The sequence below is a fragment of the Candidatus Nitrosopumilus sediminis genome (genome assembly GCF_000299395.1).
Taxonomy (GTDB): domain Archaea; phylum Thermoproteota; class Nitrososphaeria; order Nitrososphaerales; family Nitrosopumilaceae; genus Nitrosopumilus; species Nitrosopumilus sediminis.
This window is the reverse complement of the sequence record NC_018656.1, coordinates 1,363,130-1,384,385: the sequence shown is the minus strand read 5'-3', so window position 1 is coordinate 1,384,385 and position 21,256 is coordinate 1,363,130. Positions and strand designations below refer to the sequence as shown.

The 21,256-nt window shown below is 34.1% G+C and carries 25 protein-coding genes, 5 tRNA genes and 1 pseudogene; 21 read left to right on the top strand and 10 right to left on the bottom strand.

The window, feature by feature from the left end; genetic code table 11:
• Positions 1–68 precede the first annotated feature (68 nt).
• The 3 genes from NSED_RS08315 to NSED_RS08305 all read left to right on the top strand — a co-directional run bounded on the left by NSED_RS08315 (position 69) and on the right by NSED_RS08305 (position 1,898).
• On the top strand, positions 69–632 hold the full coding sequence (locus NSED_RS08315; RefSeq protein WP_014965814.1) for a methane monooxygenase/ammonia monooxygenase subunit C: 564 nt from the start codon (positions 69–71) through the stop codon (positions 630–632).
• A gap of 114 nt (positions 633–746) precedes the next feature.
• Entirely contained in the window at positions 747–1,109 is a 363-nt protein-coding gene (locus tag NSED_RS08310; protein WP_014965813.1) for a hypothetical protein, read from the top strand.
• A 138-nt stretch (positions 1,110–1,247) separates the two neighbouring features.
• Entirely contained in the window at positions 1,248–1,898 is a 651-nt protein-coding gene (locus NSED_RS08305; RefSeq protein WP_048103518.1) for an ammonia monooxygenase family protein, read from the top strand.
• A gap of 203 nt (positions 1,899–2,101) precedes the next feature.
• Here NSED_RS08305 and NSED_RS08300 read toward each other — a convergent pair whose 3' ends face one another.
• Both NSED_RS08300 and NSED_RS08295 read right to left on the bottom strand, forming a co-directional pair.
• Entirely contained in the window at positions 2,102–2,962 is an 861-nt protein-coding gene (locus NSED_RS08300) for a DNA adenine methylase (RefSeq protein ID WP_014965811.1), read from the bottom strand.
• 162 nt (positions 2,963–3,124) lie between these two features.
• Positions 3,125–3,198, bottom strand: a tRNA-Thr gene (locus NSED_RS08295).
• A 91-nt stretch (positions 3,199–3,289) separates the two neighbouring features.
• Between NSED_RS08295 and NSED_RS08290 the strand changes: the two genes are divergently transcribed.
• Positions 3,290–3,411: transfer RNA gene (locus tag NSED_RS08290), tRNA-Leu, on the top strand.
• Positions 3,412–3,413: 2 nt separating this feature from the next.
• Here NSED_RS08290 and NSED_RS08285 read toward each other — a convergent pair.
• Entirely contained in the window at positions 3,414–3,800 is a 387-nt protein-coding gene (locus NSED_RS08285) for a hypothetical protein (protein ID WP_014965810.1), read from the bottom strand.
• A gap of 117 nt (positions 3,801–3,917) precedes the next feature.
• On the opposite strand from NSED_RS08285, the gene NSED_RS08280 reads away from it, so the two are divergent.
• Positions 3,918–4,811, top strand: coding sequence for a winged helix-turn-helix domain-containing protein (locus NSED_RS08280; RefSeq protein WP_014965809.1), 894 nt, complete (start codon positions 3,918–3,920; stop codon positions 4,809–4,811).
• A gap of 7 nt (positions 4,812–4,818) precedes the next feature.
• Here NSED_RS08280 and NSED_RS08275 read toward each other — a convergent pair.
• Positions 4,819–4,893: transfer RNA gene (locus NSED_RS08275), tRNA-Ile, on the bottom strand.
• A 33-nt stretch (positions 4,894–4,926) separates the two neighbouring features.
• Positions 4,927–5,481, bottom strand: coding sequence for a thioredoxin family protein (locus tag NSED_RS08270; protein WP_014965808.1), 555 nt, complete (start codon positions 5,479–5,481; stop codon positions 4,927–4,929).
• An 80-nt stretch (positions 5,482–5,561) separates the two neighbouring features.
• Between NSED_RS08270 and NSED_RS08265 the strand changes: the two genes are divergently transcribed.
• From NSED_RS08265 to NSED_RS08240, 7 genes and pseudogenes are all read left to right on the top strand, one after another.
• A tRNA-Ala gene (locus tag NSED_RS08265) sits at positions 5,562–5,635 on the top strand.
• Between the two features lie 336 nt (positions 5,636–5,971).
• Positions 5,972–7,012 (top strand): hypothetical protein, encoded by a 1,041-nt coding sequence (locus tag NSED_RS08260; RefSeq protein ID WP_237737687.1) that lies wholly within the window; start codon positions 5,972–5,974, stop codon positions 7,010–7,012.
• 485 nt (positions 7,013–7,497) lie between these two features.
• A pseudogene (locus NSED_RS10810) lies at positions 7,498–7,764 on the top strand (hypothetical protein); the annotation flags it as partial.
• Positions 7,765–7,831: 67 nt separating this feature from the next.
• Entirely contained in the window at positions 7,832–8,308 is a 477-nt protein-coding gene (locus NSED_RS08250; RefSeq protein WP_014965805.1) for a phosphopantetheine adenylyltransferase, read from the top strand.
• A 52-nt stretch (positions 8,309–8,360) separates the two neighbouring features.
• On the top strand, positions 8,361–8,690 hold the full coding sequence (locus NSED_RS08245; protein WP_014965804.1) for a hypothetical protein: 330 nt from the start codon (positions 8,361–8,363) through the stop codon (positions 8,688–8,690).
• Between the two features lie 73 nt (positions 8,691–8,763).
• On the top strand, positions 8,764–8,925 hold the full coding sequence (locus NSED_RS10360) for a hypothetical protein (protein WP_157861921.1): 162 nt from the start codon (positions 8,764–8,766) through the stop codon (positions 8,923–8,925).
• Complete coding sequence (locus tag NSED_RS08240; RefSeq protein ID WP_014965803.1) at positions 8,922–9,266, top strand: hypothetical protein; 345 nt, start codon at positions 8,922–8,924, stop codon at positions 9,264–9,266. The genes NSED_RS10360 and NSED_RS08240 overlap by 4 nt, the downstream gene beginning before the upstream one ends.
• Before the next feature lie 147 nt (positions 9,267–9,413).
• Here NSED_RS08240 and NSED_RS08235 read toward each other — a convergent pair whose 3' ends face one another.
• Positions 9,414–9,695: a hypothetical protein gene (locus NSED_RS08235; RefSeq protein ID WP_014965802.1), complete on the bottom strand. Its 282-nt coding sequence runs from the start codon at positions 9,693–9,695 to the stop codon at positions 9,414–9,416.
• The gene (locus tag NSED_RS08230; RefSeq protein WP_014965801.1) at positions 9,692–10,804 is read right to left on the bottom strand and encodes a tryptophan--tRNA ligase; all 1,113 of its coding nucleotides are present in this window, start codon (positions 10,802–10,804) and stop codon (positions 9,692–9,694) included. The genes NSED_RS08235 and NSED_RS08230 overlap by 4 nt, the downstream gene beginning before the upstream one ends.
• Before the next feature lie 51 nt (positions 10,805–10,855).
• Between NSED_RS08230 and pheS the strand changes: the two genes are divergently transcribed.
• The 5 genes from pheS to NSED_RS08205 all read left to right on the top strand — a co-directional run bounded on the left by pheS (position 10,856) and on the right by NSED_RS08205 (position 15,452).
• Positions 10,856–12,244, top strand: a complete 1,389-nt coding sequence (gene pheS / locus NSED_RS08225) for a phenylalanine--tRNA ligase subunit alpha (RefSeq protein WP_014965800.1) — start codon at positions 10,856–10,858, stop codon at positions 12,242–12,244.
• The gene (gene pheT / locus NSED_RS08220) at positions 12,235–13,881 is read left to right on the top strand and encodes a phenylalanine--tRNA ligase subunit beta (protein ID WP_014965799.1); all 1,647 of its coding nucleotides are present in this window, start codon (positions 12,235–12,237) and stop codon (positions 13,879–13,881) included. The genes pheS and pheT overlap by 10 nt, the downstream gene beginning before the upstream one ends.
• Before the next feature lie 283 nt (positions 13,882–14,164).
• On the top strand, positions 14,165–14,584 hold the full coding sequence (locus tag NSED_RS08215) for an EVE domain-containing protein (RefSeq protein ID WP_014965798.1): 420 nt from the start codon (positions 14,165–14,167) through the stop codon (positions 14,582–14,584).
• A gap of 43 nt (positions 14,585–14,627) precedes the next feature.
• A complete protein-coding gene (locus tag NSED_RS08210; protein ID WP_014963852.1) occupies positions 14,628–14,867 on the top strand; it encodes an Lrp/AsnC ligand binding domain-containing protein in 240 nt (79 codons plus the stop codon).
• Positions 14,868–14,885: 18 nt separating this feature from the next.
• Complete coding sequence (locus tag NSED_RS08205) at positions 14,886–15,452, top strand: hypothetical protein (RefSeq protein ID WP_014965797.1); 567 nt, start codon at positions 14,886–14,888, stop codon at positions 15,450–15,452.
• Positions 15,453–15,467: 15 nt separating this feature from the next.
• Here the strand turns inward: NSED_RS08205 and NSED_RS08200 are convergent, their stop codons facing one another.
• Positions 15,468–16,100, bottom strand: a complete 633-nt coding sequence (locus tag NSED_RS08200; protein WP_014965796.1) for a hypothetical protein — start codon at positions 16,098–16,100, stop codon at positions 15,468–15,470.
• A gap of 152 nt (positions 16,101–16,252) precedes the next feature.
• On the opposite strand from NSED_RS08200, the gene NSED_RS08195 reads away from it, so the two are divergent.
• Entirely contained in the window at positions 16,253–18,517 is a 2,265-nt protein-coding gene (locus NSED_RS08195; RefSeq protein WP_014965795.1) for an aconitate hydratase, read from the top strand.
• A gap of 8 nt (positions 18,518–18,525) precedes the next feature.
• Here NSED_RS08195 and NSED_RS08190 read toward each other — a convergent pair.
• Positions 18,526–18,602, bottom strand: a tRNA-Trp gene (locus tag NSED_RS08190).
• A gap of 76 nt (positions 18,603–18,678) precedes the next feature.
• Here NSED_RS08190 and NSED_RS08185 point away from each other — a divergent pair.
• From NSED_RS08185 to pdxT, 3 genes are read left to right on the top strand one after another with little or no spacing between them, the layout of a single operon-like run.
• The gene (locus NSED_RS08185; protein ID WP_014965794.1) at positions 18,679–19,212 is read left to right on the top strand and encodes a hypothetical protein; all 534 of its coding nucleotides are present in this window, start codon (positions 18,679–18,681) and stop codon (positions 19,210–19,212) included.
• Positions 19,213–19,242: 30 nt separating this feature from the next.
• Positions 19,243–20,211 (top strand): pyridoxal 5'-phosphate synthase lyase subunit PdxS, encoded by a 969-nt coding sequence (pdxS, locus tag NSED_RS08180; RefSeq protein ID WP_014965793.1) that lies wholly within the window; start codon positions 19,243–19,245, stop codon positions 20,209–20,211.
• A complete protein-coding gene (pdxT, locus tag NSED_RS08175; protein ID WP_014965792.1) occupies positions 20,208–20,825 on the top strand; it encodes a pyridoxal 5'-phosphate synthase glutaminase subunit PdxT in 618 nt (205 codons plus the stop codon). Before pdxS ends, pdxT begins: the two co-directional genes overlap by 4 nt.
• A gap of 52 nt (positions 20,826–20,877) precedes the next feature.
• On the opposite strand, the gene NSED_RS08170 is transcribed toward pdxT, so the two are convergent.
• Positions 20,878–21,168: a hypothetical protein gene (locus NSED_RS08170; protein WP_014965791.1), complete on the bottom strand. Its 291-nt coding sequence runs from the start codon at positions 21,166–21,168 to the stop codon at positions 20,878–20,880.
• Between the last annotated feature and the right edge of the window lie 88 nt (positions 21,169–21,256).

The window sequence follows — 21,256 nt, the reverse complement described above, 5'->3', positions numbered from 1 at the left end:
ATAAATTGCATAGAATAACTCCTATTTGAAACTCTTACTTTATATTCCGAATTGACATGATGTTATCCATGGCACAGATGCCCGCATTAATCCCAAAAGAAGTTGAGATCCAGAGACTAAAGAAAGTCTGGCTCATCGTTATTGCTATGGGTTCTACTGCAGCATCAGTCGAAGTTGATAACTTCGTTGATGGTTCTTTACATCAAACCTCTATCAGAGATAGTGCATTTACACCAGCTCACTGGTGGCTATACTCCCACTTCATTACATTACCACTTGGATGGGGAGCAGCAGCAATCTATGATAGAAAAATCCCAGTTCTTAGAGGCCCAAATAATTCAATGAATACTGGATTGAAGATGACCATTCTTGGTTACCTTGCAACCATGTTTACAATTGGTGTCAATGAGATGTGGCATTTCTGGTTTGTAGAAGAAATCTTTGCAGTTCCAAATCACTGGATGTTTAACATGGGAGTCGTAGTGGCTTTCATGGGTGCATTAGCATACGTAGTTAGAGTATATGCTCGACTCGTAGAACTTGGTGCAGAAACTCCAGGAGAGAATCCATACGTTGCAGAGATGTACAAGATGGCCTTAGAAGGCAAATTGTACAGCAGAGCAATTCCTTAGAAAAAGTGCATTAGCACATTTTTTTCTTTTATTATTTTTAAAACGACGTAGATCGTACCAAGTCAGCGCATTTAAGAAAGATTTAAAAGGATTCTGTATTAGAATTATTTCATAATGACTCTTCCAAAGGGATTCGGTTCTGGCGGCACTGGTGGTTCATCAAGTGCTGATATAGAACGAATGATTGGAAAACGCGTTGAAAACATGACTGGTATGATCACAGTTTCATTCTGGGCAGCAATATTGGCAACTTTTGGTGGTACTGCAGCTGGATACTTCTATTATCCATGGGCATATCCAACAGCAAGTGGTCACTTTGCATTCATCGTACTTACAATCATTATATCAATAGGTTACATCTTCTGTGTTAAAGTCATGGAAGAAGGTTCCAACAAAAATAGTAATGGCATAGTTGGCGGTAGTATTGCCGGCGCAACTGCATTTTGCCTATTCGTATCACTATACGTTGGATGGTAACTAGAAGGAAAAACCCCTTCAGCAATTTTCTTTTTCATTTTAGTTTAGAACAATGATTCTGTACATGTTTTTGTTATTTGGATGACGATCTTCATCATACTCTAAAATTTTATATACTGACCCTTTCTTCACCTTCATATGGTCTGGTTAAGACGATGTACACACTACTTATTCATAGTAGTAGTTGCAGTTAACTCAACACTGTTAACAATTAATGCAGGAGACTACATCTTCTACACTGACTGGGCTTGGACTTCGTACACGGTATTCTCAATATCGCAAACGTTGATGCTTATTGTAGGTGCAACATATTACCTAACATTTACAGGCGTTCCAGGCACAGCAACGTACTACGCTCTAATTATGACAGTATACACATGGGTAGCAAAAGCCGCATGGTTTTCGCTAGGATACCCATATGACTTCATTGTAACTCCAGTTTGGTTACCATCAGCAATGCTGTTGGACTTAGTTTACTGGGCTACAAAGAAGAACAAGCACTCCTTGATACTGTTTGGCGGCGTACTAGTAGGAATGTCTTTACCATTGTTCAACATGGTAAACCTGATAACAGTAGCAGACCCACTAGAGACGGCATTCAAATATCCAAGACCAACATTGCCACCATATATGACACCAATCGAACCGCAAGTAGGCAAATTCTATAACAGCCCAGTTGCACTCGGTGCAGGTGCAGGTGCAGTATTGGCATGTACATTTGCAGCATTAGGTTGTAAATTGAATACTTGGACATACCGATGGATGGCCGCCTGGTCAAAGTGGGACTAAAACTCCAACCTTTTCCTTTTCATTTTATTATCTTCTCCTAGAGTATTCTCTATACTTTGGGATCTAAATTTTCATTTTTTACAAAAAAAATTTACGCATGGTTAGGAACAAAAATAGGGAAATTAGGTGTCATAATAGATACTTTTTTGATAAATTTGGTAATTTAGAAAAATGAAAAGTTAAGAAAATGTTTTTGAATTTCTCTAATAATTTTTAATCAGTAATTCAAAGTGCCCAGTTCGTTTTTTAGAATTTGAATTAATTGAGCGATTAGCTTGAATTTTATTTATTTTCCAAGGTTTGTCTGAGAAAATCTTTGCAACTTCTTTTGAATCAGAATTTGACAATAAAACTTTGCATCCTTTAGAATCTAATTTCAAACAAAGCTTGGATAATCTATGAAGATCATCATATGTGAAACTCTTATTTGTATAACTCGTAAAGTTGGCAGTATCGCTAACTGGTTGGTATGGGGGATCAAAGTAAACTAGATCTCCTTTTTTAGCATCTCGGAGAACTGATTCAAAATCCCTGCATTTTATTGCAACTTTGCTAGAGTGTAAAATAGCACTAACTGAGCGTAAATTATCTTCATTTACGATATTAGGATTTGTGTACCTGCCTAGAGGGACATTGAATTTTCCTTTGCTGTTTACTCTGTACAATCCATTAAAGCAAGTTCTATTCAAAAACAGCAATCTTGATGTTTTTTCAATTTCACTTCTTGGATTGGATTCCCTAACTGAGTAATAGTATGTCTTTGAATCTTTTTGATAGTTTTTTTCGTGATTTTTCAGTGATGAAATTAACTCATCAATTCTGTCTCTAATTGTAATGTATGTCAAAACAAGATCAGAATTCAAATCAGAGATACTGCATTTTTGAGCATTTCTCTCAGTAAGCATATGGAACAGTAATGCACCTCCTCCTAGAAATGGCTCATAATAGGTTCCAAAGGATTTTGGGAGATTTTCATTTAGAATGGGAATTAGTTGACGTTTTCCACCTGCCCATTTTACGAATGGTTTTGGGGCAGTTGCAATTTGTCGATAAACTTGCTTCAATGATTGCTATTGCAAAAATCATTAACTGTGCTTTAGATAAAATAATTTGATCTGGAACTAACTTTTTCCTAGTCTCACAATAGCTTAAATACAAATTTCGTAAAATGATGAAATTCAATAATGACATTACAAAATTTCATAATGATGAAGTAAAGAATACAGAGCTTCGAACGGGATCTGAACCCGTGACCTTTACATTACCAATGTAACGCTCTACCAGACTGAGCTACCGAAGCACAAATTCCCCCTGTAGAAAATCCTTATAATTCTTCATTCTGGGCGAATTTACTCTAAACTGTTAAATTTCACTCAGATTTTTATCCTTTTGGAGGAGTAATCAAGCCTGGCCAAAGTAAGCACTTTGTGCTTTTGGACATGCAGGACTTAAGATCAAATAATGGGTGATCCTGTCTCTCAGGAGTTCGTGGGTTCAAATCCCACCTCCTCCACTTTATCTTGGATTTTTAATTCCTCTAGAATTTAGAACTTCGTAAACATCTGGTAATGAGAATACAAAACCAACATGTACACAATCCTTTTCGTCACAGAGCTGGCAAAATAGTTCGCCTTTTTGAATTGCAACTTCTGCAATTCTATTTTTGATATTATCTTTTAGTACAACACGATCATCATCTATTGAAATTTTTTCAATCTTTGGAGCGTATCTTGCAAAGGTCTTGTCCTTTTGCATCATCTCCTCTAACATGTAAGTTACATAACCGGCAAAACTGTTGACGCCCTTCATTGTTAGGTCGTCTTTACTCTTCTGATAAACTTCGTGGAATTTATCATAAACAGTTTCCGAAACAGTGATTGATTTGAATCCAGCTTTTGGCAATTTACTTTTCCTTACCGTACTATACAGTACCCAACTATATAATGTTTTATTCAAAAATTATGCCTTCTCATATTAGTCAAAATTAGTCTTTATAGAATACTATGGTCCAAGAGCACTATGGGAAAAGGATATTCAACTGAAGAAATTAGGCAGAAACTAATTTCAATTTTAGATGATAATGTCTCTGGTATGTCTGGAGTTGAAATTTCAGAAAAAATTGGTGTGAGCAGAATTACAATGTCAAAGTATCTCAAAGTTTTTGCAGCAGAAGGGTTGCTCCGACAAAAAAATATCGGAAATGTAACTTTGTGGTTTTTAGAACCTGGACAAGAGTCTTTCAACTTCCCTGATGATTATTTCAAAATATCCCCACAGTATATTGAATACTTGGTAAAGGGAAATGAAGACCAAGTATATTCATTAATTCGTAATTGCTTGAATTCTGGAGGAACTGTAAATCGCCTGGTACTAGAAGTAATTTTTCCATCAATTGAGCATGTGAAAAAATTATACGATGATGGTAAGATTGGAACTTCAGAACAAAATCTACTAATGAACACTATATCAAAATCACTTCAAATTTTCAACCAGATTCAGATAGTGTCTGATCCAAAAAAGAATGTCATTGTAATGGCAGCTGATACACAAAGTAGATTGGCTTCTGAGGCATCTTCAACAGTTTATCATTCTGATGGTTGGCGAGTTTCTCATTTGGGGGACATGTCATCTTCAATCAATGTGTTGTTTGATCTTGATTTTCAAAAGTTGATAGGAAAAGTTTGGAAACAAAAACCTGGAATCTTGATAGTGGTAGTATTTTCTCAAACTGATGAAGGCCTAAACTTTTTTGCAGATTCCATAAATCCAATTGTTGAAAAATCTGGAAAAAATATGAAATTAGCACTTTGTGGAAAAGTATCCAAAAAATCTAAAATTCGTGCCGATTTAATTTCTGAAAAAATTGAGGATATTTTACAATGGTCTCAAACTGTGTCTGAAAATCTAAAATGATGAAAAATGGGCCCGATGTGATTCGAACACATGACCTTTCGATTATCAGTCGAACGCTCCAGCCAAGCTGAGCTACGAGCCCACGAACAAATCTCTAGGCTAGACTCATTTAAGTTTAATTTTCTTTCCACTTGATTGAACACCCAATTGAGGGGTCAAAATCTTTTTCAATTTTTTTTCCAGATAATAATTTCTCTATGTTGGCAATCATTGTTTTCTCGGTTGCCTCATCATCTGGTTTCATAGCATTGTCTATTTTTCCATGAAAAACTAACTCTTTTTGTGCATTGAATAAGAAAGGATCTGGAGTACACATTGCACCATATTTCCTTGCAACCTCTTGTGTTTCATCTACTAAATAATCAAATTCAAATCCTTTCTCTTTTGCTGTTTGTTTCATGGCATCAAAACTATCTTCTGGATAATCCGTAGAATCATTGCTGTTAATTCCTATCATTGCAATGTCTTTGCCGCATTTTTCATATAACTCGTTTAATGCATCTACTTTTGCTTTAACATATGGACAATGATTACACATGAAAATTATTAAAATTCCCTTGTAATTGTTATAATCACTCAATGAATGTTTTTTATCATCAATTCCCATCAATTCAAAATCTGGTGCAATATCTCCAGTTTTTAGCTTGATTTGTGATTCTAAAAGTACCATGTTCAAACAATCATGTTTTCAAATAAAATCCTTGCCAAGAAGACAACAATTAAAATCCACACTTTATTCATTCTTCGTGTGGGCCGGTAGTATAGCCTGGTAGTATACCCGCCTTGCACGCGGGGGGTCACGGATTCAAATTCCGTCCGGTCCACTTTTCAGTCTCTCCGATCTGTAAAGGAATTCAGACTACTGGATGGATTTAAATAGGATAAGTTTTCGTTTTTACTTATGACAAGTGCAGCAGACGCATGGCCGGTATTCATACCACTCATTGTTGGTTTAACTCCAGGATTAATTTACTGGTTAGCAATTACCGCAAAGAGAAAATAAAATTAAAATCTATTTTTAATTTATTTTTATTCTAACTATCCATCAGTGTAAACTAGGTTTAACGTTGTTACCTTTCTTGTTCACTATTTGTTATGTTACCTGAAATTAATCTCATTTCTTAAAGAAAATCATGATGAAGGTGATTTTGTGCACATTTTTGATTTTGCTTTTGGTTCCTTTTTCACAAGCATTTTCTGCGGAAGTTACTGATACTCCCTCTACCCTAACTGTGTCTCTGAAGAATGAATCTCAATTTGTATATCAAGATGCAGAAGGATATACGGTTGTCGTTGGACTCGCTGAAAACAAAAATCCGCTAACCCCTGTGACTAATGTCAAAATTCAAGTAAACTTCTATGATGATTATGACTCTGCTCCTTTAGAAGTAGTACAGGGATATACTACACTTGAAGTAATTGCTCCTAATGGAAAGTCTACATATTCTATACGCTCTCAAACCCCAAATCCTAACATAACTCAGGCATCTGTTTCTCTTTTGGGATTTGATTCTTCAGAAGCAAAACAGAAAGGATTAACCGTTTATTCAACTAGTGTCTTTTCAGATTATTCATTTAGATTTTCAGGTATACTTGAAAATGGAGGCGCTCCAAATTCTGACACAAATGTCTATCTTGCATTTTATGACGGATTTGAACCCCCTCGATTTCTTGGAGTATATACAATAGAACTTGGTGATGTAGATCCAAACGCTGAGATTTCCTTTGAATTTAATGAAGTTATTGATTCAAGAGCTGTGGGATTTTTCTTATTTGCAGAATCAAATATTTTCAGTTCTGATCTTGTTGATATCAAAATTCCCCCATCACAAATACCTGATAAACTGGTAACTATTTCTAATGTATTCTTGGAAGATTCTAACGGAAACAAATTATCTGAACTAAGCGTTGGCTCGCCAGTTAATATCAAGAGTGAAACTTGGATTCAATTTGCAGCAGATCAACAATCTGATGAGACAGCATATACTTACTACGTTCAGGTAAAAGAATCTGGCAAATTACCTTATGTTGAATATGTTGGGAAATTTGATGGACGCTTTATTGGAACCGGACTAGAAACTCAAACAATTGATTGGATTCCAGAAAAAACTGGATTGTTCTTTATTGAAACTTTTGTCTGGGATAGAAACAATGTTCCAATTGCAGATCAAGGCCCATTTGTTCTGGTAGTTGTGAGTTAGAAATACTTCATTAATTTCTCATCTACTCACCCTTTAAATGCAGAAACAAATGTGCTATGTTGATTATGATAACAAAGTATTTTTTCATTATTTCTGTGATTTCTCTATTTTTTGTATTTTCTTCTGGCCCTGACGTTTTAGGATATGGCGGACCTCCTGAACAAACCAGTGCCAACAACTACACTGTGGAAATAAAATCTGATCATGAATCATACTCACTTGGGGATTCTGTAATATTTTCAGGTAATGTCAACAAGTATGATGCAGAAAGAAGTTTGCGAATTTCAATTTTTAGTGGAAGTAATCTAGCTGTAACTCAAAAAACACCTGTAGATGTTGATGGAACATTCACTCATGAGATTCCTCTGAATGAAAAATTTAGTGAAGGTAAATTTACAGTCAAGGCTCAATATGGAAATACAAAAACAACAATTGCAATTATTTCGTTTGTAGTGAATTCAAATGATAATACATCATCTCAAAATAACAAAATCCCAGATTGGATTAAGAACAATGCAGGATGGTGGGCTGCTGGTGATATAGATGACAGTTCATTTGTACAAGGAATTCAATTTTTAATCAAAGAAAACTTTATGAAAATTCCAATAACTGAACAAGGATCATCTCAAAATAACAAAATCCCAGATTGGATTAAGAACAATGCAGGATGGTGGGCTGCTGGTGATATAGATGACAGTTCATTTGTACAAGGAATTCAATTCTTAATAAAAGAAGGATTCATGAAATTATAAAAATAATCTCTGATTTAGACTCAAAACCTACTAGTAGATTTATTTTCAAAGAAAATTATCAATTTACATGTCGAAATACTCTCTTACTGCAATGGGTGGAACTTTTGATCTTATTCATAAAGGTCATCTAAAATTATTATCAAATGCATTTGATATTTCAAACAAAGTAATCATAGGCCTTACAAGTGATGAGCTTGCTGCAAAAAGAGGAAAAATTACCACAAACAAATATGAGCAACGTCTTGAAAATTTAACAACTGTAATCTCTAGAGAATTTCCAAATGCCTCTTTTGAAATCAGTAAATTAGAAAATGATTTTGGGCCTGCCGTATTAGAAAAAGAAGTTGAAGCTCTAATTGTAAGTGATGAGACAAGCAATCAAGGCAACAAACTCAATGAATTAAGAAAAGAAAAGAACCTTCCTTTAGTTCAAATTGTCATAGTTCCAATGTATCTGGCAAAAGATGGAACTAGAATATCAACGACTAGAATCAAAAATTCAGAAATTGATGCTGATGGAAACTTGCTATCAATTGACAAGTAGCTTATCGAACTTTGAGTAGTTCGAATAAAACAAAATTCCTGAATTGATGCTCATGGCAATCATCAACCATATGATGAAAAAAATTGATACTGACGTAGCGAATCTAAAACAGGGTCTGCACCCTCAAAATCTTTCATATTGGTATGACAAAATCATCAAAGAAACAATCGAAATGGCTCCTCCATGGCTTCAGGACAAAATCAAGGTTCATCAAGATCCGGTCTTGACTATGAAGTTTAACTTAGATATCTCAAAACGTGCTGTTAGATATTTCATGATTGTCGTTGACAATAATTTGGACGATATGCCTTATTCAACAAAACTCTATTTTCTTAAAGTACAAGAAATAATGTCTTCTGAAATGGATAAATCTCTAGTTTAATACAATTTTTTTCTTCTAGGCACAAATCAAAGCTCTAGGTATCTATAACCAATCGATCCCAAATTCTCTATCCATGGAACTACACAAATCAAAGTATTCAGACGGAAAAACTGATGGAAGAAATTCCAGACGAGAAAACAAACCATATCGTTCTTTTAGAAATTCAGGCGTTCATCAAGAAGGGAATCTAGGAATAATGCTAGACCTAGTAAGCCACGAAGTGATAAATTTTTGAGAAAACAAGAGAGCTTTTTTTCAGGTGGTTCAGACAAATTTTTTGAGACTATCAAGGAAAAATTATATGAAATTTTGGGTGGAAAAATTTGTTCTAATTGTGGCTTTAAGGATGAGAGAGCTTTAGGAATAAGCCCTATTTCTGAAAATGTCACTTCTGATAATTCAGGGCGTGGAGGTGATGTGGCCTCTTGGGGAAAATATATTTCAGCACCTGATCTTGCTAGAGAAGAATTAAGAGTATTTTGTCTAAATTGTAATCAAATTAGAGAACCTGTCCCAAAGAAAACTCGAGAAGGATCTAGACCAAAATCAAAAAAGAGTAAATATTTTCCTAGATAACTAACAGAATCATCTTTGAGAATTTATTAACACTTTAATTATAATTATTTTAGAATCAATACATGAATAGTGATTTCAAGGCATTAGGAATTTCTCTAATTGTCGTTGTTGGAATTGTGGCATTATATGCTGCATTTGGTCTATAAATTACTCTTTGACTATTTCCACAACATTTTCAATTATTTCAGTTGACGTTAACATGTTTTCTTTATCTATAACTGATTGAATAAAATCTGCAAAATTTTCCACATTTTCTTCATCCTTGAGTAATATGCTATGTGCAGATTTATCTTTTAACGAAATTACCATTTCATTTTTGATCACATTTAGTATTCCTGTAATGTAAGTCTCTTTGCCCTCTTTGATGAAAATGAAACTAGCTAATTTTTTAGCCTCATATTTATCATCACATGCAATACTGATTTTCATTTATTCTCAAATAGAAATTGGTCAATCTGATTTTTAGCTTTTTCTCTGTTTTCTTGATGAATCTTTAGAAACGCATTAATCTTTTCAATCAAAATTGCTTTTAATTCTCCAGAAAGTAATTTTCCAGATTTGTAATCTTCATAAATTGTTTTTAATTTGTTATCATCTGGCTCAAAAAATATTCTAAGATATTGATATGAAACATCAATGTCTGGATTGCCTCCTAGTTTTCTATGTTGTTCAATATCTGGTTGTCCACCTGAAAATGCATGCTTGTTAATTTTCTTTTTAACTACATCTGGAGAATCTGTTGTGTATATCGTTCCATTTTCAGCTGATGCTGACATTTTTCCTCCTGGTCCTTCCAAACTAGGGATCATAATGTTATGAATTAATGCAGGTTTTTGTTTCCCAATCTTTGGCGCAATGTCTCTGGTTAATCTAAAGTGAGGATCCTGATCAACTCCTAATGGGATAAGAACTGGTTTATCTTCAATAAAACAAGGAGCTGATTGTAACGATGTATAAAAAATCATTCCTATGTTTGTATCATTTGTAAATCCAAACGTTGCTTTAGTGTTTGAGAAATTTATTTTCTTTGCTACTTGAGCTGCAATTGGATATAATGATTGAATATTTCTTGTATTGATGATAATTTTTGTTTTTTCTGGTTTGAATCCTAATGCAATAAAGTCTAATGCATTTTCATATGCAAATTTTTTTGTATCTTCTAAAGTAAGATCCGATTTTGAATAAAATTTCTCATCATCGGTAAGCTGAAAATACATGTTAACATCAAATTTCTCTTGTAACCATTTTGCAAACACCCATGGTACTAAATGACCAATATGGGTGTGTCCTGATGGGCCTCTTCCTGTATATAGAAAGAATTTTTTACCTTTCTCATATTCATCTACAATCCTATTCATTTCTCTATGAGAAAAGAAAATGCCTCTTCTTAGCATGAAATAATCCTCGCCTGTAATTCTCTTAATTTTATCAAGTAATTCTGAGGAAATCTTTTCAGTCCCAAATTGCTTGATTAATTTGTCATAGTCGATATCGCCTTCAACATGCCAAGGAGTTACAATAAAGTCATCAGCTGACATTCATCTTGACTTAGGTTAAGGTTTAAAAAGTCTTTTTCAAATTCTTTGCTGTTGTCGCAAGTTTTTCATGAGATTGAAAAAAAAATTATTGCCTCTTTGAGAGATAATCCGAAACAAACTCCTGAATCATTAGAAAAATCTACACATCTTTCACCGGATCAAATTAGACGTGGAATTGAGTGGTTAAAATTAAAAGATCTTGCTATTGTTACTGAATCACAATCAAGTGTTATTAGTCTAGGCAAAAACGGGATTGAATCTTTTCAAAAAGGATTGCCTGAAAGAAGATTACTGGATTTACTAAAATCTGGACCAAAAAAATTATCTGATTTACAAAAAGAACTGGGGTTTGTTTTTGGGCCTTCTATAGGATTAGCTCGAAAAAATAATTGGATTGAAGCATCATCTGATCAAATTTCTATTAAAAATTTCCCGTCTGAACTTCCTGGTGAAAAAACTCTCAAACTTATTGGAAATGAAAAATTATCTAAAGATAAACTTGATCCAAACGATTTATCTGGACTTTTAAAAAGACCTGATTTTATTATTGAAGATATTATAAAGTCCAAAGAAGTTTCTTTATCTGATTCTGCCAAGTCTATAGAACTTTCAGATACTGCTGGAGAAATTGATGTTGAAGCTAAAGTTCCAGAAGTATTTGTTGCAAGAACTCACCCTCTAAAAGATACCATAAACGAAATTCGTGAAATATTTGTTACGTTAGGTTTTTCGGAAATTTTTGGAAACATGACTCAATCAAGCTTTTGGAACTTTGATGCGCTATTCACACCACAGGATCATCCTGCAAGAGAATTGCAAGATACATTTTATCTAGATAAAATAAATGCTAAAAAAATTGGAACACCTGATCAAATTAGGAAAGTTTCTGAATCTCATAAGAAAAATTGGCGATATCAATGGGATATCAATGAAGCAAGAAAGATGGTTTTGAGAACTCACACGACTTGCGTTACAATCAAACATTTAGCTGAAAATAAACCAGATGAGGCACGAATTTTCTCATTGGGTCGTGTTTTTCGTAATGAGAAGGTCAGCTACAAACATCTTGTTGAATTTAATCAAATTGAGGGAGTCGTAGTAGGGAAAGATGCATCTTTAAGAAATCTAATGGGGATTCAGAGAGAGTTTTACAAACGAATTGGAATAACTAAAATAAAATTTTGGCCGACATTTTTCCCTTACACTGAACCCTCATTGCAGACAATGGTATATAATGAAAAATTAGGAAAATGGATTGAATTATTTGGAATGGGTATTTTTAGACCCGAAGTCACAAAACCTCTTGGAATAACCAAACCTGTTTTAGCTTGGGGTGGTGGCATTGAAAGAATTGCCATGTTAAAATATGATCTAGATGATGTTAGAGAATTTTACAACAACAATTTAGGTTGGTTGAGGAGTGCTACAAAATGCCAGTAGTTGAACTATCATATACACGTCTTCAAAAATTGGTAGGCAAAGTATCTAAAAAACAAATTTCTGATTCTTTACCTTTTCTTGGATTGGATATAGAATCTGAAAATAAAGATCTGGTTAGAATTGAATACAGCCCAAACAGACCTGACTATTCTACCGATTTTGGAATAGCACTTGGCTTGCAAGGTTTACTTGGAATCAAAACTGGTATGGTAAAACTTAATGTCAAAAAATCTAACAAATATCCAATTTCTGTAAAATCTGATGTTTCAAAGATTAGACCATTTGTAACTGGTATTGTTGCAAAAAATGGCAAAATTGATGATAAAACAATTAAACAATTGATGACAATGCAAGAAGATCTTCATTTTGGAATAGGACGAAAGAGGAAAAAATCCTCGATTGGAATACATGATTTAGATAAAATTTCATTTCCTTTGGTCTACACTACTACAAATAGAAATCATAAATTCATTCCATTAGCTTCTGAACAAGAAATTTCTATTTCTGGAATACTTGAAAATACCGATGTTGGGAAAGATTATGGTTCTTTACTTGGACAATCTTCTCAAGTGCCTATTATTTTTGATGAAAATCAAAACCCTGTATCATTTCCACCAATAATTAACGCTGCAGTCACAACAGTAACCACCAAAACGAAAAATCTCTTTGTTGAGGTAACTGGAATAAATAAAGAAGATGCTGAAGATATGCTAGCTGTTGTAGCGACAATTTTGCAAACTGCTGGATTTAGTTTGGAATCGGTGAAAATTTCTGGTGCAAAAAATTCAACACCAAAACTAGAACAAAAGAAAATCTCTGTTAGTTCTTCATTAATTAATCAAATTCTCGGTTTGAATCTTAATACTGCTAAAATAATTTCATCATTGAAGAAATCCAGATTAGATGCATCTTCTAAAGGATCAAACATTATTTGTACAATCCCGCCATATAGATTCGATATTTTTGGACCCATGGATTTGGTTGAAGAAGTTGCGTTAGGATATGGTATTCAAAATCTTGAACCCACATTGTCTCCTTCACAAACCGTAGGAAAAACTAATCCTATATCATTACAATTGAAATCTCTTGATCAAACAATGATTGGACTTGGTTTTCTTGAAGCTTTGAATTCAAGTTTGACTAGTAAACGAGTATTATATGATATGACAAATAGAGATTCATCAAAAATAATTTCTGTATTGGATTCAAAAAGTCAAGAGCACACAATTTTACGAGATTCTATCCTTCCTGGTTTACTAGAAAATCTTTCAAGAAATATTCATGAATCTTATCCACAAAAAATGTTTGAAACTGGAACTGTTTTTACTCTTGATAGTCCTATATCTGAAAAAATTAATTTTTCTGGAATTAGTGCTCATAAGGATGCAAATTTCACTGAAATAAAATCAATAATCCAATCTGCATTAAAAATTGGATTTGGGATTCAAATTGAAACAAAAACTGCTGCAAATCCTACTTTTGAAGAAGGTCATTGTGCATCAATTACTCTAAATAATGTACCAATTGGAACCATTGGAAAAATTAATTCAAAGATTGTTGAAAATTACAAAATTCGGGTTCCTGTAGTAGGATTTGAAATATCTCTATCTGAATCTATTCTTAAAAATCAAAATTAATTATTTTAGAAACCCTTTTTGACAAATTATTCCTTCAATGGTTTTTAGTAGGAGTGATTCTATAATTAATCGCCCAAGAGCAGGCATGCAGACGGATTAGGATGAGTCGATCGTAATGATACCAGTGATTTCTAATTCACCCAGGTGTGCTACATTATGGGCAACCCCGGTTTTAGAACGCGAGGAGGCGTATGGCTATGACCAATGATTTTGTGCGAGTCAGAACCGGGGAACATTTCTATTTTCAAAACCATTAAACCATGAAAATAATACAGAAAATAAAATGGTAAATTATTGGTTAGCAAAACAAGAACCGAGTGGCCCCAGAGGATATAATTTTGAACAACTGAAAAAAGAAAAAACTACAGTATGGGATGGAGTACACAATAATCTTGCACTAAAACATATGAGGGAAATGAAACCAGGTGATCTTGTTTTATTTTATCATACAGGTGATGAAAGGCAAGCTGTAGGAATAATGCAAGTTACTTCAAAACCATATTCAAATCCGAAAGAAGATGTTGAGCGTTTTATTGTAGTAGATGTAAAATACAAAAGATCTCTAAAACGACCAGTAACTCTTGATGAAATGAAAAAAGAGAAAAAATTCAAAGATTGGGAACTGATTAGAATTTCAAGATTGTCTGTAATGCCGGTACCAAAGCCAATCTGGGATGCAATCCTAAAGATATCTCAAACCTGACCATGATCGGTTTATTGATATAGTCGATTTATTTAATTTCTGTATGGCAACAGCTTATGTTTTAATAAACTGTGAACTAGGTTCAGAAGAAGCTATTATTCAGCAACTAAAGGGCTTAGAAGGTGTTAAGGAAGTTCATGGAACTTTTGGTGCATACGATATTTTGGCCAAGATCGAATCTGATACTGTTGAAAAACTTAGAGAAACAATTACTTGGAAAATCCGAAAAATTGAAAAGATTCGTTCAACTCTTACCTTGATGGGTATTGAAGGCCAAACATAAACACCCTTTTTTCTTATTATGATTCTACATTTTATTTTTGTAGTGCCTGAAGAAGATCGTGAAAAACGACAATTTGAATTTGAATACATTAAGAAAATGAGCAAATTTTATCAGGTTTGGATAAAAGAAAAATTTGACAGAGATTATGAAATTCAATGTGATGAGATGATCACAACATCTAGAAGCATTCTTCAACGTCTTGATACTCATACATTAGTACGTGATCATGAACAAAGAGGAAAAGACATCTTTCATTTCTATCTAACTCATTTCAGACCATGGTGGACTGATTGTACTTGTGAAGGATATCATGCTGAAAATTTTGGAATGGTGTTTTGGCAATCTCCAAAAGAACCTAATGATACTTTATTTCTTGCAGAAAAAAATTGTACTACTGTATCCCATGAATTACTTCATGAATTATTGAGAGTAACAGGACATAAAAAATTCATTCAAGAAGTCCATGATGTTTGGACTAAACATCTTTTTGAACAATTAGAATTTGAACAGTATGGTGAAGATTTTAAAAAAACTGATGGTAAGCCAATGTTTCTAACAATGGACACAACACAATTTAATTTATAATTAAAATTTACACAATTAACATTTTGTAACTGAATAAATATTATTTTCAAAATTTGCAGTTTTGAAATCTAATTTATTTTCAGGATCATCGTTTCTTGATTTACTAAGTGTTTCAAGTTCTACCAATGCATCCCCTCTAAAACCTACAGAAGAACCGTAAATTCCATCAGTCAACATTGTTCCATGATCTCCTTTTTTGATATCGTCAACCATGTCATAAAATCTGGCTGTTTCTTTTTTATTTACTGGATTTCCAGTTGCTTTATTGAATGCAACTGCTATGTACATTCCATTATTTTTAACTGCAACCGGAACCTTATGATTTTTACCTGATGCACCAGGAATTGTATCGTTAACTATAACCTCACACTTGTGGTACATGCTTGATACATATGCATAGAATCGGTATTGGGCATATTTTCCTGCAGCGTCTTCTTCACAGCCAACAAATACTTTGTGTAGTAATTCTAAAGCATCATCATTCATACTTTGTAATCTGTCATCAATTCGACCTCTTTCAAGTAGTTCTGATTTACACTCTTTTGCTACTAAGACTAGAATAAAATCTGGCAAATTGTAATTTTTAAGGGCTGCAACAAATGCTCCAGCTTGTGACATGCCAAATTTAGGGAATCCTTTATTGACCATGATTATACCTCACTATAGAAAATCTACCGACTAACACTGTATTAAAAAGCGGCTTTTGGCTTATAATTGTTAAGAATTTACATGCCTATTGAAACAATTTACTTGATTTTTAAATTGTAAATATTAAATTCGGGATACATTTTTTGCATAATATGAATATTGATTCTACTCCAGAACTTGTTTCTGGTGTTTATGCTAAATTAAAAGAAAATATTGCAAAATTCAGAAATGTTACTGGAAGACCGCTAACACTTACTGAAAAAATCCTATCTGGGCATTTCAACGAAATCGATGACAAAAATTATACTGGCGGAAAAGATTATGTTTTTCTAAAACCCGATAGAGTCGCATTACAAGACGTAACAGGACAAATGGTAATGTTGCAGTTCATGCAAGCAGGACTCAAACAAGCAGCTTTGCCAACAACTGTTCACTGTGATCATTTGATTCGAGCTGAAGTTCAAGGTGACATTGACATGAAAGTATCTCTTGATGAAAACAGCGAAGTTTTCAAATTTTTGCAATCAGCTGCTGCAAAGTATGGTTGTGGTTTCTGGAAACCAGGAGCAGGAATTATCCACCAGGTTGTTCTTGAGAATTATGCATTTCCTGGTGGACTGATGATTGGAACTGATTCCCACACTCCAAATGCAGGTGGCCTTGGAATGGTTGCAATCGGTGTAGGTGGATTAGATGCAGCAGAAACAATGGCTGGTATGCCTTGGGAATTACTATATCCAAAAAGAATCGGTGTAAAACTAACTGGCGAACTAAATGGTTGGACTGCACCTAAAGACATTATCCTAAAAGTTGCAGAAAAACTAACAGTTTCAGGTGGAACTAATTCTATTGTTGAATACTTTGGACCTGGAACAAAATCAATTAGCTGTACTGGTAAAGCCACAATCACTAACATGGGTGCTGAGATTGGTGCAACATGTTCTATTTTCCCATATGATGAAAGAATGGAAACTTATCTCAAATATACAAACAGAGGTGACATTGCAGAGCTTGCAAACCAAAACAAAGAATCACTTGTAGCTGATCCTGAAGTTGAATCAAACCCTGAAAAATTCTTTGATAAAGTAATTGAAATTAATCTTTCAACATTAGAGCCACACATTGTAGGGCCTCACACTCCTGACTTGGCACGTTCCATTTCTGAATTATCTGATGATGTAAAATCAAATGATTATGTTGATCCAATCTCTGTTGCACTAATTGGAAGTTGTACAAACTCATCTTATGAAGACATGTCAAGAGCTGCAAGTTTAGCTGAACAAGCAAAACAAAAAGGAATCAAAGCAAAAATCCCATTACTAGTTACTCCTGGCTCTGAGCAAATTAGAGGAACAATCGAACGTGATGGACAGATGGATTCTCTAAAAGACATTGGTGCAACTGTATTAGCAAATGCATGTGGTCCTTGTATTGGTCAATGGAACAGACCTGAACTAAATAATGATGAAAAAAATACCATTGTTACAACCTTTAACAGAAATTTCCCTGGAAGAAATGACGGACACCGAAATACATTGAACTTCATTGGTAGTCCTGAAATGATTATTGCACTTTCTTTGGGCGGAAAACTTTCCTTTAATCCACTAGTTGACGAACTAACTGCAGCTGATGGAACAAAATTCAAATTAGAACCTCCAAAACCTGCTCCTGAAGTTCCTAAAGAGGGATTCGTAAGACCTGAAGGAATCTTTGTTGCACCGCCAGAAAACTCTGACGATGTTGAAGTAATTATTGATCCTAACAGTAAACGATTGCAAAAACTAGAACCGTTCACAAAATGGGATGGAAATGACTTTGAAGAACTTCCAATTATGGTGAAAGCCAAAGGAAAATGTACAACTGATCATATCTCTCCTGCTGGTGCATGGTTGTCTCTTCGTGGACACTTGGATAATCTCAGTGATAATATGTTGCTTGGTGCAGTTAATGCATTTAATGATGAAGTTGGAAAAGGCAAAAACGTTCTAAACAATAAACTTGAATCATTTTCAAAAATTGCAAGACAGTACAAAGAAAAACAGATGAGATGGGTAATCATTGGTGATAACAATTACGGTGAAGGAAGCAGCAGAGAACATGCAGCAATGACTCCCCGATTCTTGGGATGTGCTGCAGTGATTACAAAGAGTCTTGCAAGAATTCATGAAACCAATTTGAAAAAACAAGGTCTGTTGGCATTGACATTTAACAATCCTGATGATTATGAAAAAATCCTAGAAGATGATAGAATCAGTCTAGTTGACTTGAATAACTTACAACCTGGTAAACAAGTCAAATGCATCATTACTCACAATGATGGAAACAAAGAAGAAATCATGTTAAATCACTCTTACAATCAAGCTCAGATAGAGTGGTTCAAAGCTGGTTCTGCTCTTAATGTTTTGAGAAATAGATAATAAAATAATGGTGGGCCCAGACGGATTTGAACCGACGACCGATGGTTTTGGAGACCATCGTCCTACCAGGCTAGACTACAGACCCACAAGAATCGAAATATTCTGCTTGAATTTTAACTATTACTAAGATTTATTTGCAAAACGGCAGTATTTGCAGTAAAATGGTAAGACCAGTTTACTTGGTACTAGGTGCTATTCCTGTAATTGTAGCTCTTCTACTTGTCACTCCATTATTGTTAAAAAATGAAATTCCTACATCAGCTTCAAACTATACTGATAATATTGAAATTGAATACACTAAACATCAGTTAAAGAAAATCTCTTACGGTGTCACAGAAAGAACTGGAGCACAAAAAACTGAAATTCTCTACATCAAAAATGATGGTGAATTAAAATATTCAGTAACTGAAAACGGATATCTAAAACCTGATGTTCGCTCACAATTAGATGAAGCAAAGCTAAACAAGATCAAAGCTTTGATTAAAGAAACCGGTTTTATCTCAATTCCTTCTGAATCTTTTCCAGTTATGGAGAATGTAACTGAATATCAAAAATCAAATGTTAAAGTGACTCTTAATGGAAAAGTCAATCAAATCCATTGGCCACAACAAAATGTCACTGAGGGTTTTATCCCTCCGATAATCACCATGGTAGAATCTGAACTAGATCAGATTATGTCTGAATTTAGTGAATAGATACAAATAGTCTCTAGGAAAAATTAGGACATGTTACCATTATCTGGTGAACGAAAAGATGCTAAAGGAATTATTTTTGATAAAATAAACTCCGTTGATACTTTACGTGGTTCTTCTACTGTTAAACGAGGTTTTGCTCATATGCTAAAAAATGGAGTTGTAATGGATGTTACAACTGTGGAGCAAGCACAAATAGCCGAAGAAGCTGGTGCAGTTTCTGTTATGGTATTAGACAAGCTTCCATCTGAGGTAAGAAAAGCCGGTGGGGTTGCACGAACTGCAAGTATTAGAATTATTGAAGACATAATGGATTCTGTTACCATCCCCGTCATGGCAAAGTGTAGAATTGGTCATGTCAATGAAGCACTAGTTTTGCAAGAAACCGATGTTGATATGATTGACGAATCTGAAGTTTTAACACCTGCTGATGAACTTCGTCATATTTGGAAATGGGATTTTACAACACCTGTTGTTAATGGTGCAAGATCATTGGCTGAAGCTTTGAGAAGAATTGAAGAAGGTGCTTCGATGATTAGAACTAAAGGAGAACCTGGAACTGGTAATGTTGCTGAAGCAATCAAACATATCAAAAAAGTAAATGATGAACTAAGAACAATAAAATCAATTTATGATTCTGGTGACAATCAAGATTTAGTTAGAATGGCAAGAGAATTCAAAGTATCTTATGATATTGTTGAACAAACTGCAAAACTCGGAAGATTGCCAGTTGTAAATTTTGCTGCAGGTGGAATAGCAACCCCTGCTGATGCAGCATATCTTATGTCACTTGGGTGTGATGGAATATTTGTCGGCTCTGGAATTTTTAATTCTGATGATGCAAGAGAAAGAGCACGTGCAATAGTTTTAGCTACTACTTTTTGGAATGAATCTGATAAAGTCAAAGAGGCACAAAAAATGATTGATGAAAGACAATCCATGATAGGATTAGATGTAAACACTCTTGAATTACGCATGCAAGATCGTGGAGGTTCTGCATGACTCTAAAACTAGGTGTTTTAGCTATTCAAGGCGATGTTGCTGAAAACGTATCTTCTTTAGAGAATTCTGTAACTGAATTAAATCAAGATGCAACTGTAAATATTGTAAAAACTCCTGAAGAAATCTCCCAACTAGATGGTTTGATTATTCCTGGAGGAGAAAGCACAACTATTGGACAATTATCTCTAGTAAATGGCTCTTTGAAAGAAATTAAACAAAAAGTCGAATCAGGAATGCCTGTTTTAGGAATATGTGCAGGAATGGTATTACTTGCAAACAATGCCAGTGACAAAGTTATAGGCAAAACCGAGCAACCCCTATTTGGTTTTCTAGATGTTGATCTTGAGAGAAACTCTTTTGGAAGACAACGTGAATCCTTTGAAGCTAATATCTCAATGGACTCTATTGGGATTTCTAACTATAATGGCGTCTTTATTCGTGCACCAACAATAACTACTGCTTCAAATGACATTGAAGTTCTTGCAAAATTTAACGAGAAGATCGTTGCAATCAAAAAAGGTAACATAATTGGAACTTCTTTTCACCCAGAACTGACTGAGGATTTAGCAATTCACAAATATTTTGTTAATTTGGTTAAAGCCACCAAAAATTAACACAAAAATTCAAGCCTTTACTAATTCCTTAAGAATATTGAATAATGATATTTTAGATTCCACTTAAGTTAGAAAGTACTCTTTCAAGATCTCGTTTTTCATATCTTAAGCTTTTGACCCCTGGATCATCTTGTACTAGAGTGGCAGAGAACTTCTGCAGCATCAATTTGTTTTCATTAGATAGATCAGATGTCATAATTAGATCATTTAGTGTAGTTGACTGATGAAAAAGTTTTCTTGTATCTATAACCGCATCTGCATTTTTTGCTAAAGATATTTGATTGGTAAGCTCATCTCCAATCTCATTTAATAATTCTGTAAGTGTATTTGATGCAAGTACCATACAATACTAGGGCTGTTCTAGTTAATTAACATGTAACAATTCCATTTTACATCTGTTTTGCACTCATAAGATTCAAATCTCAAATACT

Coding starts and splice junctions, on each gene's coding strand:
- NSED_RS08315 (WP_014965814.1), top strand. CDS start 69: ATGGCACAGATGCCCGCATTAATCCCAAAAGAAGTTGAGATCCAGAGA.
- NSED_RS08310 (WP_014965813.1), top strand. CDS start 747: ATGACTCTTCCAAAGGGATTCGGTTCTGGCGGCACTGGTGGTTCATCA.
- NSED_RS08305 (WP_048103518.1), top strand. CDS start 1,248: ATGGTCTGGTTAAGACGATGTACACACTACTTATTCATAGTAGTAGTT.
- NSED_RS08280 (WP_014965809.1), top strand. CDS start 3,918: ATGGGAAAAGGATATTCAACTGAAGAAATTAGGCAGAAACTAATTTCA.
- NSED_RS08270 (WP_014965808.1), bottom strand. CDS start 5,481: ATGGTACTTTTAGAATCACAAATCAAGCTAAAAACTGGAGATATTGCA.
- NSED_RS08250 (WP_014965805.1), top strand. CDS start 7,832: ATGTCGAAATACTCTCTTACTGCAATGGGTGGAACTTTTGATCTTATT.
- NSED_RS08245 (WP_014965804.1), top strand. CDS start 8,361: ATGGCAATCATCAACCATATGATGAAAAAAATTGATACTGACGTAGCG.
- NSED_RS10360 (WP_157861921.1), top strand. CDS start 8,764: ATGGAACTACACAAATCAAAGTATTCAGACGGAAAAACTGATGGAAGA.
- NSED_RS08235 (WP_014965802.1), bottom strand. CDS start 9,695: ATGAAAATCAGTATTGCATGTGATGATAAATATGAGGCTAAAAAATTA.
- NSED_RS08230 (WP_014965801.1), bottom strand. CDS start 10,804: ATGTCAGCTGATGACTTTATTGTAACTCCTTGGCATGTTGAAGGCGAT.
- pheT (WP_014965799.1), top strand. CDS start 12,235: ATGCCAGTAGTTGAACTATCATATACACGTCTTCAAAAATTGGTAGGC.
- NSED_RS08215 (WP_014965798.1), top strand. CDS start 14,165: ATGGTAAATTATTGGTTAGCAAAACAAGAACCGAGTGGCCCCAGAGGA.
- NSED_RS08210 (WP_014963852.1), top strand. CDS start 14,628: ATGGCAACAGCTTATGTTTTAATAAACTGTGAACTAGGTTCAGAAGAA.
- NSED_RS08205 (WP_014965797.1), top strand. CDS start 14,886: ATGATTCTACATTTTATTTTTGTAGTGCCTGAAGAAGATCGTGAAAAA.
- NSED_RS08200 (WP_014965796.1), bottom strand. CDS start 16,100: ATGGTCAATAAAGGATTCCCTAAATTTGGCATGTCACAAGCTGGAGCA.
- NSED_RS08195 (WP_014965795.1), top strand. CDS start 16,253: ATGAATATTGATTCTACTCCAGAACTTGTTTCTGGTGTTTATGCTAAA.
- NSED_RS08185 (WP_014965794.1), top strand. CDS start 18,679: ATGGTAAGACCAGTTTACTTGGTACTAGGTGCTATTCCTGTAATTGTA.
- pdxS (WP_014965793.1), top strand. CDS start 19,243: ATGTTACCATTATCTGGTGAACGAAAAGATGCTAAAGGAATTATTTTT.
- pdxT (WP_014965792.1), top strand. CDS start 20,208: ATGACTCTAAAACTAGGTGTTTTAGCTATTCAAGGCGATGTTGCTGAA.
- NSED_RS08170 (WP_014965791.1), bottom strand. CDS start 21,168: ATGGTACTTGCATCAAATACACTTACAGAATTATTAAATGAGATTGGA.